The following is a 14,638-nucleotide window of genomic DNA, read 5'->3' as shown; positions in this document are numbered from 1 at the left end:
GCAAGGCTAGACCAGAACAAGAAACAGGGCTGCACGACAGGGCAGAACCGGAAACAACAATGAAGCCGGCCGACATCCTCATCGCCCTCCTGGTGGCGATCATCTGGGGGCTTGCCTTCGTGGCGAGCCGGATCGCGCTCGACGAGTTTTCGCCGGAACTGATGACGGCGATGCGCTTCACTATTGCTGCGGTGCCGTGCCTGTTCATTCCCAAGCCGAAGGTCGCATGGTCGCTGCTGATCGCGATCAGCTTCACGCTGTTTCTCGGCCAGTTCCTGAGCCAGGCCTATGGCATCGCCCATGGCGTGCCGGTGGGGCTGACCAGTGTCGTCGTGCAGAGCCAGGCGCTGTTCACGATCGGCTTCGCCGCGATCGCCTTCGGCGAGCGGCCGACACAAGTGCAGACGCTCGGCATCGTCATCGCCGCAGCGGGCCTGCTGATGATCTGCGGCACCGTCGGCTACGATTTCAGCGTTGCCGCCTTTGCGGTGCTGATGATCTCGCCGATCAGCTTTGCCATCGGCAATCTGCTGCTGCGCGGTGCTCGTGGCGTGCCGATGTTCGATCTCTTCGCCTGGCTGTGCGTCGCCTCGGCCGTGCCGCTGTTCGTGCTAGCGCTGATCGCCAACGGGCCGGCGTCGACCTGGACGTCGCTGATGCACATGTCCCTGACATCGGCGCTCTGCATGCTGATGCTCGGCGGCATTTCCACCAGCATCGCCTATTGGCTGTGGGGCCGCCTCTTGCGCGACTATCCCGCGGCCCAGGTGGTGCCATTCGCGCTGCTGGTGCCGTTCGTCGGCTCCGCCGCCTCCAGCATCGTGTTCGGCGAACGGTTCGGCCCGCTGCGCCTCGCCGGCATGCTGACCGTGATCGGCGGTATCGCCGTGATGGTGCTGGCGAGGCGTCCGCAAATCCTGCCGAAGACGGCGTGAGGTGAATATGGCCTACTCGCTCTTCTATGCCTTCCTCGCCTTCATGGTGGTGATGTACTTCACCCCCGGGCCGAATAACATCATGCTGCTGGCGTCGGGCCTGACCTATGGCTTCCGCCGCACCATCCCGCACATCGTCGGCATCGTCATCGGCTTTGCCTTCATGGTCGCCACCGTCGGCGTCGGGCTCGGCACCGTGTTCCTGGCCTATCCGATCCTCCAGACCATTCTGAAATATGCCGGGGCGGTCTACCTGATCTATCTTGCCGCCGTGATCGCCATGTCCGGCCCGACCAAGCCGGGCGAGGAAGATGGCCGCGGCCCGATGACCTTCTGGGGCGCGGCCATGTTCCAATGGATCAACGCCAAGGGCTGGGTGATCGTGATCGGCACCATCACCGCCTATGCGGCGATTGCCCGGTTTCCCATCAACATCGTGATCCAGACCCTGATCAGCCTGCTCGTCGGCACGGTCTCGACCGTGGTCTGGGCGCTGTTCGGCACTGCATTGCGGCCGATCCTGACCTCCGAGCGGCTGGTCCGCGCCTTCAATATCCTGATGGCGATCCTGCTGCTGGCCTCCCTCTACCCCGTTTTCATGGATGCATGATGTCGCGGATTTCCATGCAGAAACGGGTTTCCCTCAGGGCTGAAAATGCTCTAGACAGCCCCCGAAATCCGCAAATTTCACCCTTCGGACACTGACCATCGGCCGATTTCGGCCCTGAACGAGGAAACGACCTATGCGTGTTTATTACGATCGCGACGCCGACCTGAACCTGATCAAGGGCAAGAAGGTCGCCATCGTCGGCTACGGCAGCCAGGGCCACGCCCATGCGCTCAACCTGAAGGATTCCGGCGTCAAGGAAGTCGCCATTGCGCTGCGCAAGGACTCGAGCTCGGTTAAGAAGGCGGAAGCTGCCGGCTTCAAGGTGATGGATGTCGCCGAAGCCGCCAAATGGGCCGACCTCGTTATGATGCTGACCCCGGACGAACTCCAGGGCGATATCTATCGCGAGCACCTGCACGACAACATGAAGAAGGGCGCCGCCCTCGTGTTCGCCCACGGCCTCAACGTCCACTTCAACCTGCTCGACCCGCGCGCCGACCTCGACGTGCTGATGATCGCGCCGAAGGGCCCCGGCCACACCGTGCGCTCGGAGTATCAGCGCGGCGGCGGCGTGCCCTGCCTGATTGCGATCGCCAAGGATGTCTCGGGCAACGCCCACGACCTCGGCCTGTCCTACGCCTCTGCGGTCGGCGGTGGCCGCGCCGGCATCATCGAGACCACCTTCAAGGAAGAGTGCGAGACCGACCTGTTCGGCGAGCAGGTCGTGCTCTGCGGCGGCTTGGTCGAGCTGATCAAGGGCGGCTACGAGACCCTGGTCGAAGCCGGCTACGCCCCGGAGATGGCCTATTTCGAGTGCCTGCACGAAGTGAAGCTGATCGTCGACCTGATCTATGAAGGCGGCATCGCCAACATGAACTACTCGATCTCCAACACCGCCGAGTATGGCGAGTACGTCACGGGTCCGCGCATCGTCACCGCCGAGACCAAGGCCGAGATGAAGCGCGTTCTCGCCGACATCCAGGGCGGCAAGTTCGCCCGCGACTGGATGCTCGAGAACAAGGTCAACCAGACCTCGTTCAAGGCGACCCGCGCCAAGCTCGCCGCGCATCCGATCGAGGAAGTCGGTGCGAAACTCCGCGACATGATGCCCTGGATCAAGAAGGGCGCGCTGGTCGACAAGAGCAAGAACTAAGCACCGTCATTCCGGGGGCGTGACGAAGTCGCGCCCCCGGAACTCGATCCATATTCACCAGCTTCCTGGGTCTGCATGGAGCAGTCCCGGTCTGAAGCGGCCAGGTGATGTCCGCCTCGCGCCGGTGTGATCTCGCTGATCGTGCGCGCCGCTCCCCCCGCGCGGCGCGAAGCTCCGGCCGAAACCGACCTCGGTTTTGCAGCAGCATGGATGTTTTTCAGCGCTCCCCAAGTATTAGGGCACCGTTGCTGACCTGATTTCCGTACGACTACGGGATCGAATTGCGATAGGCAGATCAACCAAATCTTAGCGCGGCCGAGCGAGGGTGAGCCATTGCTCGTACTGCAGATGGACAATGCTGAACGCTTGGCGAAGGCTGGCCGGATCGCCGGGATCGTCCGTCACGATCCTGGGCTTGCTGTTTTCGCTCGTTGTCGTCGCTCTGTTTCTCGTTGATCTGGGCATCCGTTATCGAGAAGCGGTCGCATCAGCGAAAACCGACGCGCTCAATCTCTCGGCCATTCTTGCCGAGCATGCCGCGGTGACGTTCGAAGACATCGATCGAGTGCTGCTCGAGGCGCAGGCGATCCGCAAGGGCGCCTTGTCCGGAAAATACGCCGATCCCGGTGCGGCCAATGCCGCGTTGCGTCAACTGGTCAAGAGCTCGTCGATTCTCGTCGCGGTCGGCTGGACCGATGCGTCCGGCGCGGTCGTTGCGCATTCCTACGAGCACGCGCCGCCGCGCAGCAACATCTCCGACATGTCGCACTTCATCGCGCAGCGCGATGGCGCCGGCACCGGATTGTTCGTTGCGCCACCCTATCGTTCGGCCGGCGGCGACAAGTGGTTCAGCGCGGCGTCGCGCCGGTTGAACAACCCGGACGGGAGCTTTGCGGGCATCGTCACTGCACCGCTCGATCAATCTTTTCTCCTCAAGATCTACCGCAAGATAGATCTGGGGCAGGACGGCTCGGTCGTCCTGCTCCATCGCGTCGGGCGGATCCTGGCGCGCGTTCCGGAACAGAGCAACGTTTTGGGCATGTCGGTTGCGGGCGGCCCGCTCTTCACCCAGTATCTGCCGGTCTCCGAGTCGGGCTCATACGAGCTCACCAGCCCCGTCGACGGCGTCACGCGCATCGCAGGGTACAAGGCCGTGTCCGGCCTGCCGCTGGTTCTGGTGGTGACTTACTCGCGTAGTTACGTGTTGCAGCCGCTGTACCGGCATCTCTACACCTTCGGCCCGCTGGCTGCCGCGATCGTCACCATTATTCTGATCGGCACATTCCTGCTGCGGCGGCAAACGAATGCGCTTGCGGCTGCGAGTGCCCGGTTCGATGCTGCGTTGAGCAACATGCCGCATGGGCTCAGCATGTTTGACGCCGACGAGAGGCTATTGGTCGCCAACAGCCGTTACCGCGAGATGTATGATCTCACGGAGTCGCAGGTCGAACCTGGAACGCCGCTCAGCAGCATCGTCGGCCACTACAAGGCGACGGGAGCCGAACTGGACGCGGAGGAATTCCTCGAGGGCGCAAAGCACCGGGCGCCGCGGATCCTCACGCTTGCCGATGGCCGGATCATCTCGATCCTGCGAACGCCCATGGCCGATGGCGGCTGGGTCGCGACTCATCAGGACATCACCGAGAGGCGGCGAGACGAGATCCTGCTGGCCGAAAATGCCGCCGAGCTGAAGCTCATCAACACGCGGTTCGATGTCGCGATCAACAACATGAATCAGGGCCTGTGCCTGTTTGACGCCGATAAGAACCTGGTCGTCTCCAATAACCGTTACCAGCAGATGTACGATCTGCCGGACGAACTGGTACAGCCAGGCACGCCGCTGCAGCGGATATTGCAGCACTATGCGGATCGCGGTGAAACCAGCTCGCTTTCGGTCGACCAGCATGTCCAGATCATGCCGACCCAGCGACAGCAGGACTACGCGTTGAAAGACCACCGCCAGATCCTGATCCAGCGCAAGCCGCTGCCGGATGGCGGCTGGGTTGCGACGCACGAAGACGTCACCGAGCAGAAGCGCGGCGAGCAGATGCTGGCCCAGAAGGCAGCGGAGCTGGAGGCGATCAATATGCGCTTCGATGCTGCCCTCAACAACCTGTCCCAGGGGCTCTGCATGTTCGATGCTGACCAGAGGATCGTGGTCTCGAACGCGCGCTATGCCGAAATTTATCATCTGAGCGGCGATCAGATCGGGCCAGGCACTTCGCTGGCGCAGATTCTCGAATATCGGCGCGAAAAAGGGACGTATTTTGCCGACGTCGCGCCGGACGTCTATCTCAGCCAGAACGTGAAGCAGCTGAGCGAGATCCGGGAACTTGCCGACGGCAGGGTGGTCGCGATCGCGCGCCACATGATGCAGGATGGCGGCTGGCTCACGACCCACGAGGATATTACCGATCGGGCGAGAAACGAGAAGCGTATCGCCTATCTGGCGCAGCACGATCTGCTCACGGGTCTTGCGAACCGCGCCGTGTTCTCCGAAAAGCTCGACGATGCTGCAAAGCGGTCGCAGCGTCATGGCACGACGTTCAGCGTGCTGATGCTGGATCTCGACAGGTTCAAGGCCGTCAACGATACGCTCGGTCACGCCGCGGGCGACCAGTTGCTGGTCGAGGTTGCGCGGCGGCTGAGTTCGTCGTTGCGGGATACCGATGTGCTGGCGCGGCTCGGCGGTGACGAATTCGCGATCATCCAGGAGAACGAAAAAAATCAGAGCGAGGGCGCGATTGCTCTCGCTCTGAGGATCATCGGCCTGATCGAGCAACCCTTCGATCTTGACGGCCATCGCGTCAGCGTCGGCGCCAGCGTCGGCATCGCCTTCGCGCCGGAGCACGGCGCCGACGCCGAGACGTTGCTGCAGAAGGCGGATGTCGCGCTCTACGCGACGAAGTCTGCCGGCCGAAACGATTTCCGCATCTTCCAGCCCGAAATGACGGAAGCTGCGGACACACAGAAGTCGATGGAAGGCGAACTGCGGGAAGCGATGGCCCGCAACGAGTTCGAGCTGCACTACCTGCCGGTGATCGACGCCAGAACGCGCGCGATGACGGGCCTGGAATGTTTCGTGCGCTGGCATCACCCTTCGAAGGGCGTGCTGGCGCCTTTCCTGTTCCTCGGTGTCGCCGAGCAGGCCGGACTGATGGTGCCGCTCGGTGAATGGATATTGCGACAGGCCTGCCTGGACGCGGCTGCCTGGCCAGCGCACATCAGGGTCGCCGTCAACATGAGCGCCGCCCAGTTCCACAGGAGCAACGTGCTCGACGTCGTCCTGTGCGCGCTGGTCGAGTCGGGATTGTCGCCCGAGCGGCTCGAACTCGAAATACCGGACGCTGCGCTCCTGGACGGGAATCTTGCGGCCCACCTGCTGACGGTCCGGCAACTGAAAAACCTCGGTGTCGGCGTCGTCCTCGATAATTGCGGTGTAGGCTATTCCGCGGCGAGCTACCTCCAGAGCTTCCCATTCGACAAGTTCAAGATCGACCGCGCGATCGTGAAGGACTGCACGACGCGAAGGGATTGCGCCGCGGTCGTCGCCTCCGCGGTCGCATTGGCGCGCGGTCTCGATGTCGCCACGGTCGCCAAGGGCGTCGAGACCCGTGCGCAATTCGAGGCTCTTCAAGCAGCGGGCGTGGACTTCGTCGAGGGATACCTGTTCGGGCGACCTGTGCCGAACTCTGAAATCAGTTTCGATTTGCCGTTGCCGGCACAAAACGTCGCGTGATCTCATGACCTCCGTCGGAACACAGGCAACTCGACCCCAGGGTCACAAGAGATGAATTTGGCGAACGGCCTGATCGATCAACTCGAGATCGCGCTGGCGAGCCCGGAACTGTCGAAGCGCGCCGAGCTTCTGCGTCAAGTCGCCGATCTCTTCGTGTTGGGCTCGGGCAAGTTCAGCGACGTGCAGATCGATCTGTTCGACGGGGTGATGAGCACGCTTCTCAAGAATATCGAATGCACCGCCCGGGCGACCTTCGGGAGCCGGCTTTCCAGATTGCCTGACGCGCCACTGCGGACGATCCGCTTGCTGGCGTTTGACGATGCGCCCGAGGTGGCCGCGCCGGTGCTGGAGCACTCACCACGGCTCGACGAGGTGACGTTGGCGGAGAACGCGCGGACCAAGAGCCAGGATCACCTGCTGGCCATCGCCGGCCGCAGCCAGTTGACGGAACCCGTCACCGACGTCCTGGTCGAACGCGGCAACAGCGACGTCGCGGTGCGGACAGCCGGTAACGGTGGGGCCAGGTTCTCGGTCCAGGGAATGTCCCGGCTCACCGGCCGGGCCCGGGACCATGGCGCGCTCGCCATCTGCATCTGGGCTCGCCCCGATATCCCGCGCGCGAGCTTGCTGAAATTGTTCGTCCATGCGTCCGAGATGGTGAGGCGCAAGCTGGAGGCGGCCGATCCGCGCCAGGCGGCGCTGATCCGGAGTGCAATTGCGGAGAGCTCCGATGAGCTTCATACGATGGCCCGGGCAGGCTCGAGCGAACATGCCCGGGCGTTGGCCGAGGTGAGGTCGCTACATTCGGGTGGGCAACTCGACGAGGCACACGTGCTCGACTTCATCGGCGAGCGGAGCTTCGACAAGACCGCCGTCGCGCTGTCGCTCATGAGCGATCTGCCGATCGGAGCGATCGAGCGTGCGCTGGTCCGCTCCGAGCCCGAGCAGATTCTCATTCTTGCGAAGGCGATCGGTCTGTCCTGGGACACGACGAAGGCGATCTTGACGTTTCAGCCCGGTTCACCCCACGAGGCGAAAGAACGATTGGAGCAGTGCTTTGCAAGCTTCCTCCGGTTGAAGCCAAATACTGCGAAGGCCGCGCTCCAATTCTACCGGCTCCGCGAGCGGGCCGGCCAGGGTCCTGTCCACTAGCGGACGCGAACCCAAACCACATTCCTGGTCTCGCGCCGTTTTTCAGATTTTTTCAGAATTTCGCGATCGCCAAAAGCTCGGCGCCTTCAGAGACAAGGATTCGGCTCTTCATCCGCCTTTTCAAGGCGCAAACAATCTCATTTCCCGACGTTCGCGCGCCGCTTCATCCTAAGAACCGACATCTGCCGCGCCTGCTTGAGAGCTGGGCGGCATTGCGCACCGGTGCCTTCCTCCTGCATGATCGCGGGAACTTTTGGGGAATGACCATGCGATCTGTCGTCGTCACCGGCGCGTCCACCGGCATCGGCTGGGCCATTGCGAAATTCATGGTCGGGCGCGGCTATCGCGTGTTCGGCAGCGTCCGCAAGCAGGCCGACGCCGACCGGCTCACGGGTGAGTTCGGCGCCAACTTCACACCGCTCCTGTTCGACGTCACCGACGAGGCGGCAGTCCTCGCTGCTGCGCGAAACGTCCGCGAGGCGCTGGGCGGCGAGACGCTGGCCGGCCTCGTCAACAATGCCGGTGTCGCGGTGGCCGGTCCCGTGCTCGAATTGTCGGTCGATGATTTCCGCCGCCAGATGGACATCAACGTCATCGGCCCTGTGATCGCGACGCAGGCTTTCGGGCCGCTGCTCGGCGCGGACCCGTCGCTGAAGGGGCCGAAGGGGCGGATCGTGATGATCAGCTCGGTCGCAGGCAAGAACGGCAATCCGCTGTCGGCGCCCTACTGCACCTCCAAGCACGCGATCGAGGGACTGTCGGAAAGCCTGCGCCGCGAGCTGATGCTGTTCGGCATCGACGTCATCATCGTCGCCCCCGGCGCGGTGAAGACGCCGATCTGGAGCAAGGCTGAAGAGATCGATCTCTCCGTCTACCAGAACTCGCCCTATCTGCCGGCGCTCAACAAGGTCATGGCGTTCATGATGGCGCTCGGCGCGAAGGGCCTGCCCGCCGAGCGCATCGCCGAGATCGTGTTCGAGGCGCTGACCGCGGCAAGCCCCAAGGTGCGCTACCAGATCACGCCCAACCCGATGCGGCATCTGATCGGGGCCGTGCTGCCGAAACGGACGCTCGATCGGATCATCGCCAAGCAGCTTGGGCTGTTGCCGCAGGGGTGACGCCCCGCTTCAGCGCGCCGCGACGGTCCGTCCGCGCGGATGGGCGGCCATCGCGATCAGCCGCAGCGCAATCACGGCGAGCAGCGGAAGGAGGAAAGCGGCATAGAGCGGCATCGCCGGCACGCGCTTGCCGAACGACACCATGAACTGGAGCCAGAGGTAATAGCCCCCTGTGAGGTGCAGCGCGCGCCAGGCGCGCGGCCCGAGCAGCGCGGCGGTGCGGTCGAACGAGGTCGCGCTCATCGCGATGATGAAGGCATAGCCGATGCCGCCGAAGATGTAGGAGGCGGCCGAGGTCGCCTCCGCAAAGTCGGCCGGATCCATATTGGCGAACGCGACGATCGCAACCGCGTGGATCGCGTGGGAGGCGGCGAAGCTCAAGCCCAGATAGCGGCGGTTGCGGCGCTGCCAGCGCGTCCAGGTATTGGGCCAGAGCCGGGCGAGAGCCGCGGCGCCGAAGGCGAGACAGAATAGCATGAGCGAGCTGCGCGCCGTGAAGCGGATCACCATCCGCACGCCCTCGACCTCGAATTGCCGCATCGAGGCGATCCACAGGCTGAGGACGATCAGGCTGAGGGTGAGGGCGGCCAGCAGCCTCCAGCCTTCGAGCCAGCTTTGACGTTGTGACATGGTGGTCTCCTCCCTTATGTAATCATCGATTACATTTATGCCCGGCATATCCGTCAATGGTGTAATCGCTGCTTACATTCACGTTCGGGTGATGCTAGAAGGCCGGATGCCCGCCCATCAGACCTCCAGGCCGCGCGCGCGCCGCCAAACATCCCAGGCCCGGCCGTACCACCACGGCGACCTTCGCCGCGTGCTGATCGATGCTGCGCTGCAACTGGCGGCCGAAGGCGCCGAGGTCTCCGTGCGCGAGGCCGCGCGCCGGGCCGCGGTATCGCCGGGCGCGCCGTTCCGGCACTTCCCCAACCGCGACGCGCTGATGGCGGCGGTGGCCGGGGAGGCGCAGCGGCACTTTCGTGCGGAGATCGAGAAGGCGCTGGGCGAGGCTCCGGCCGCCGATCCGCTCGGCCGCTTCCGCGCCTTCGGCCTTGCCTATCTGCGCTGGGCGATGCGCAATCCCGCACATTTCGAGATCATCTCCACGGGGCGCTATTTCGCCCATGGCAGCTCCGCGGAGCTGACGCGCGACAATGCCGAGCTAATCGCCCTGACGGAGCAGATGCTGGCCGAGGCGGCGGAGCAGGGCCTGCTGCCGTCGGCCGACCTCAAGCGCATCCAGATCGCCGGTCGCGCCCTGGTCTACGGTTTTGCCCGGATGAATCTCGATGGCCACTTTCCGCGCTGGGGCGTGGAGGAGGGGGAGGTCGAGCGGATGGCGGAAGGGGTCATCGACCTGTTCATCGCCGGGATTGCCAGGCGCTAGCGTCGCCCGCCGCCAGGAATAAGCGAAGGTCGGATCGCGGCGCGCGTTGCCTGTCCTTGACTGTTCCGTTACAGTTTTATGACACGGTGCAGGCTTCCGGCTGCGCCGGACGCCCTAGTCGCCTTCGGGCCGGCCAGACGGCTAGGATCATCGTGCCGGACCAGCTGTTGCGTGTCGTCGATGGCGTCCGCGCCCAATCCAGGTCCTTCTGCCACGACTGCCGTGCTCGCGAGCGTTGCCGCGCTCGGCATCTGGCGGCTGCTCGCGGTCGCCGCGCCGCATCTGGCGGCGCTCGCGCTGATGTACGAGACCGAGACCGATTTCGGCTCGCGCCTCTCCTTCGTGCTCGCCTGGGGCATCCTCAATTTCTTCTGGATCACGCTGCTGCGCCGGCCGGCGCTGTCGGGCGCGCTGTCGCTGACCTTGGTCGTCGTGCTGGTGCTGCTGTCGCGGCTCAAGCACGACGTCGTGCAGATGACGGTCAACTTCATCGACCTGATGATGATCGACCGCGACACCGTCGCGTTCCTGTTCACTATCTTCCCGAATTTGCGCTGGTCGGTGATCCTGGCCGGTCTCGTCACGTTGCCGCTTATGTATGCGCTGTGGTGGCTCGATCCGTTCCGCATCCGCCGCCTGCCGGCGCTCGCCTGCAAGCTCGCCTGTCTTGCCGCGCTGGTCGGCTATTCGCTCTATCATCCGGACGAGGCCTGGCGGGGCTATTACGACGACGGCTATCTCTCGAAGTTCTTCCGCTCCGGCGTCAGCGCGGTGTCCGACTTCGCGCAGTACGGCTTCATGGAATCGGCCGCCTCGACCAACGAGCGGCTCAACATGCCGCTGGTGGACGCCTGCCATCCCACGGGCCGCCGGCCGAACATCATCATGATCCATGATGAATCGAGCTTCGACATCCGCGCCGCCCAGGGCATCAAGGTGCCGCAGGGCTATGGCAGCCACTTCAAGTCATGGGACGGCAAACAGCGCACTTTTCTGGCCGAGAGCAATGGCGGGCCGAGCTGGTTCACCGAATACAACGTGCTCGCCGGCCTCTCCTCGCGCTCGTTCGGCCGCTTCGCGTATTTCGTGACGCGTATCGCAACCGGCCGCGTCGAGCGCGGCCTGCCGCTGGCGCTGCGCCGCTGCGGCTACGACACCCTGTCGCTCTATCCCGCCTATGGCGGTTTCATGGGCGCACGCAGCTTCCAGATGACGACCGGCGTCGAACGCTTCCTCGATTCCAAGGACCTCGGCGCCAAGGACGTCGAGCCGGACTCGTTCTTCTACGACAAGGCGCTCCGGTTGATGGGTGAGCGGACGCCGAACAAGCCGCTGTTCACCTTCATCTATCTCGGCGCCAATCATTTCCCCTGGGAGACGCGCTTCCGTCCCGATTTGCTGCCGAACTGGCGCGCGCCGGGCAATGTGGCGTCCATCGACGAATATCTGCGCCGGCAGGCGATGAGCGCCGAGCAGTACAAGGCTTTCGTCGCCGGGCTGAAGAAGACGTTTCCCGGCGAGCCCTTCCTGATCGTGCGCTATGGCGACCATCAGCCCGAGTTTGCGCCGAACATCCTCGAGCCCGGGCTCGACGAAGGCGCCATCGGCAAGAAGCTCGACGCCTACGATCCGCGTCTCTACGCGACCTACTACGCAATCGACGCCGTCAATTTCGAGCCAGTGAAGAGCGAAGCCGTGATGGACACGATCGACGGGCCCTATCTGCCGCTGGTGATCCAGGAAGCGGCCGGCATCCCGCTCGACCCGTCCTTCGCCGTGCAAAAGGACATCATGCTCCGCTGCAAGGGCATCTTCTACGGCTGCAAGGACGGCGCCGAGGCGCGGCGGCTCAACCGGCTGCTGATCAATGCGGGGATGATCCGGGGGCTGTAGCGCTCTGACGCGTTTTGCGAGGGGGCGTTTCTTGGAGCGTCCATGTCTCTCCAATGTCGTCCTGGCGAAGGCCAGGACCCATACCGCGTGATCTATCAAATCGAGCGAGCTGCTAGTACCGTCCACATAACCAAGCCTTGGGGAATGGGTCCTGGCCTTCGCCAGGACGACACCGAATAAATAGCGCAGGCCTACCGCCCGCCCACCTTCCCCCACAGCCATTTCGCCACCGCATCCGGCGACGAATTCGCGTCGTTGCCGCTGGCGCGCAAATTGGCCTCGCGCATGGTGGCGATGTCGATCTTGCCGAGCAGCGGTCTGAGCGCGGCCTGCAATCGCTCGTCGCCGGCGCGCTTGGGTGCGAGCAGCAGGATCGCATCGTAGGGCGGGATCGCGTGCCTGGGATCGTCGAGCACAACGAGGTCGTACTTCGCGATCAGCCCGTCGCTGGTGTAGCCGGCGATGACGTCGACCTCGCCGCTGGCGACCGCCGCATACATGAAATCCGGCTGCATCTGGCGCTGGGCGCGGAATTGAAGGCCGTAGGCCTTTTGCAGCGCCGCCCATTCGGGGCGCGAGAAGAACTCGTAGTCGCCGGCGATCGACAGCGCCGATGCGTGCGCGGCGAGATCGGCGATGGTGCGGATGCCAAGCGCCCCGGCGCGCTTTTTCGGGATCACCAGCGCATAGGCATTCTCGAAGCCGAGCTCGCCGAGCAGGGTGATGTTCTCTTTCGTGAGGGCTGTCTTCAGCTCCGCGAGCAGTTCGGCGCGCGGCTTGATGTCGGTGCGATGCAGCTGGTTGGCCCAGAGCGTGCCGGAATAATCGACATAGAGGTCGATGTCGCCGGCCTTCAGCGCCTCGAAGATCACGCTGGAGCCAAGGCCGGACCGCGCGGTGGCCGGCAGGTCCGCCGCCTGGAGGCGGTCCCTCATCAACGCGGACAGCACATATTGCTCGGCAAACGTCTTGGCCCCGACGACATAGCCCTGCGACGAGCGGCCCATCGTCGGCACCAGCGTTGCGGCGACCAGTGCCGCGATCCCGACCGCGCCGAACCCGGTGCGCAGGCGGCTGCGGCGGCGCAGGCCGCTCTCGATCAGGCCGAGCAACTGATCGACGGCGAGCGCCAGCAGGGCGGAGGCAAGGCAGCCGAACAGCACGAATACCCAGTTCTGGGTCTGGAGCCCGGCAAAGATGTAGTTGCCGAGGCTGGTCTGCCCGATCGGGGTCGAGAGCGTCGCGGTGCCGATCACCCAGACCGCGGCGGTGCGGATGCCCGCCATCATCACCGGCAGCGCCAGCGGCAGCTCGACCAGGACGAGCGACTGCCGCGCGGTCATGCCGACGCCCTCAGCGGCTTCGATCAGCGCCGGGTCGATGCCGTTCAGCCCGGTGATGCCGTTGCGCAGCACCGGCAGCATCGAATACAGCGCCAGCGCCAGCATCGCCGGCAGGAAGCCGAACGCCGAGAAGGAGATTCCGAACCAGGCGAGCGTCAGGGACGCCGCCGCCAGCAACAACGGATAGAACAGCGCGAGCAGCGCCAGTCCCGGCACGGTCTGCACGATGCTGGCGAGCGCGAGCAGGATGCCGCGCGGCGCCGGGCGGTTGCGTGTCAGGATCGCCAGCGGCAGGCTGATGGCGAGGCCGAGCGCCAGCGCGGCCAGGCTCACCCGCACATGGTTGCCGAGATAGTCGGGCAGGTGCGACAGCGCCTCGCCCCAGCGTGGATCGGTGAAGAGGCTCATGCCGCACCGCTCTGCGGCAGCAGCGCGTTCAGCCGCTCGACCTGGCGCCGCGGCGTGCGCAGCAGCTCCAGCACATAGGCGTCGGTGCTCGTGGAGAGCTCCGCGGGTGTGCCCTGCGCGAGCAGCTTGCCGCCGCGCATCACCGCGATGCGGTCGGCGAGCAGGATCGCCTCAGTCATGTCATGCGTGATCATGACCGTGGTCAGGCCGAGCCTGCGATGCAGCGAGCGATAGTCGTCGCCGAGCGCGTCGCGGGTGAGGGGATCGAGCGCGCCGAACGGCTCGTCCATCAGCACGATGCGGGGCTTTGCCGCGAGCGCCCGCGCCACGCCGACGCGCTGGCGCTGGCCGCCCGAGAGCGCCTCGGGCAGCCGGTCACGATGCGCGGCACGGTCGAGCTGCACGAGCTCCAGCAATTCGTCGACCCGCGCTGCGATATCCGCTGCCGGTGCGCCCAGCAGTTTCGGCGTGATCCCGATATTGTCGGCGACGCTCAAGTGCGGGAACAGCCCGCCGCTCTGGAAGACGTAGCCGATCCGGCGCCGCAGCGCGACCGGATCGATGTTTTGCACGTCCTCGGCCTCGACCGTGATGGTGCCGAGATCCGCCTCGATCAGCCGGTTGGCAAGCCGCAGCAGCGTGGTCTTGCCCGAGCCCGAGCCGCCGACGATGGCCACGAACTCGCCCTCGGCGATGTCCAGCGACACGTTGTCCACGGCCTTGAGGGAGCCGAAGCTCTTGGTGACATGGGAATAGCTGATGGCGGGCTTGGAAAGCATCAGGACGGGGCTCACTCTTCCTTACCCTCCCCCTCCAGGGGAGGGTGAAGGAGGCGACGAAGCCCATGCGTAGCACGCTTGGCGGATTGATTGAACTTGGCCGCGCGAGCGGTTAAGG

11 protein-coding genes are annotated in these 14,638 nt (G+C 64.6%); 8 read left to right on the top strand and 3 right to left on the bottom strand.

The genetic code is table 11. The features are described 5' to 3' along the window. Positions 1-59 precede the first annotated feature (59 nt). The 6 genes from ACE10W_RS30200 to ACE10W_RS30175 all read left to right on the top strand — a co-directional run bounded on the left by ACE10W_RS30200 (position 60) and on the right by ACE10W_RS30175 (position 8,707). Positions 60-935: an EamA family transporter gene (locus ACE10W_RS30200; protein ID WP_375762262.1), complete on the top strand. Its 876-nt coding sequence runs from the start codon at positions 60-62 to the stop codon at positions 933-935. A 7-nt stretch (positions 936-942) separates the two neighbouring features. Beyond that, positions 943-1,545 carry a LysE family translocator gene (locus ACE10W_RS30195; RefSeq protein ID WP_028176170.1) on the top strand — a complete coding sequence of 201 codons (603 nt, stop codon included), beginning with the start codon at positions 943-945 and terminating at the stop codon, positions 1,543-1,545. A 133-nt stretch (positions 1,546-1,678) separates the two neighbouring features. Beyond that, entirely contained in the window at positions 1,679-2,698 is a 1,020-nt protein-coding gene (ilvC, locus tag ACE10W_RS30190; RefSeq protein WP_011089237.1) for a ketol-acid reductoisomerase, read from the top strand. A 355-nt stretch (positions 2,699-3,053) separates the two neighbouring features. Continuing rightward, positions 3,054-6,437 (top strand): PAS-domain containing protein, encoded by a 3,384-nt coding sequence (locus tag ACE10W_RS30185; protein WP_375762261.1) that lies wholly within the window; start codon positions 3,054-3,056, stop codon positions 6,435-6,437. A 51-nt stretch (positions 6,438-6,488) separates the two neighbouring features. Beyond that, on the top strand, positions 6,489-7,589 hold the full coding sequence (locus ACE10W_RS30180; RefSeq protein ID WP_375762260.1) for a DUF2336 domain-containing protein: 1,101 nt from the start codon (positions 6,489-6,491) through the stop codon (positions 7,587-7,589). Positions 7,590-7,855: 266 nt separating this feature from the next. Beyond that, positions 7,856-8,707: an SDR family oxidoreductase gene (locus tag ACE10W_RS30175; RefSeq protein ID WP_162603835.1), complete on the top strand. Its 852-nt coding sequence runs from the start codon at positions 7,856-7,858 to the stop codon at positions 8,705-8,707. Positions 8,708-8,716: 9 nt separating this feature from the next. Here ACE10W_RS30175 and ACE10W_RS30170 read toward each other — a convergent pair whose 3' ends face one another. Beyond that, positions 8,717-9,337, bottom strand: a complete 621-nt coding sequence (locus tag ACE10W_RS30170) for a hypothetical protein (protein WP_162603834.1) — start codon at positions 9,335-9,337, stop codon at positions 8,717-8,719. 106 nt (positions 9,338-9,443) lie between these two features. Between ACE10W_RS30170 and ACE10W_RS30165 the strand changes: the two genes are divergently transcribed. Next, positions 9,444-10,097, top strand: a complete 654-nt coding sequence (locus ACE10W_RS30165) for a TetR/AcrR family transcriptional regulator (protein ID WP_375762259.1) — start codon at positions 9,444-9,446, stop codon at positions 10,095-10,097. Positions 10,098-10,277: 180 nt separating this feature from the next. Continuing rightward, positions 10,278-11,990, top strand: coding sequence for a sulfatase-like hydrolase/transferase (locus tag ACE10W_RS30160; protein ID WP_060908552.1), 1,713 nt, complete (start codon positions 10,278-10,280; stop codon positions 11,988-11,990). Positions 11,991-12,181: 191 nt separating this feature from the next. On the opposite strand, the gene ACE10W_RS30155 is transcribed toward ACE10W_RS30160, so the two are convergent. Next, positions 12,182-13,741: a glycine betaine ABC transporter substrate-binding protein gene (locus tag ACE10W_RS30155; protein ID WP_060908551.1), complete on the bottom strand. Its 1,560-nt coding sequence runs from the start codon at positions 13,739-13,741 to the stop codon at positions 12,182-12,184. Then, entirely contained in the window at positions 13,738-14,520 is a 783-nt protein-coding gene (locus ACE10W_RS30150; RefSeq protein ID WP_060912661.1) for an ABC transporter ATP-binding protein, read from the bottom strand. Before ACE10W_RS30150 ends, ACE10W_RS30155 begins: the two co-directional genes overlap by 4 nt. Between the last annotated feature and the right edge of the window lie 118 nt (positions 14,521-14,638).

Source organism: Bradyrhizobium sp. B025 (assembly GCF_042257955.1).
In the GTDB taxonomy this organism is placed as follows: domain Bacteria; phylum Pseudomonadota; class Alphaproteobacteria; order Rhizobiales; family Xanthobacteraceae; genus Bradyrhizobium; species Bradyrhizobium diazoefficiens.
This window is presented reverse-complemented; position numbering and strand designations above follow the sequence as displayed.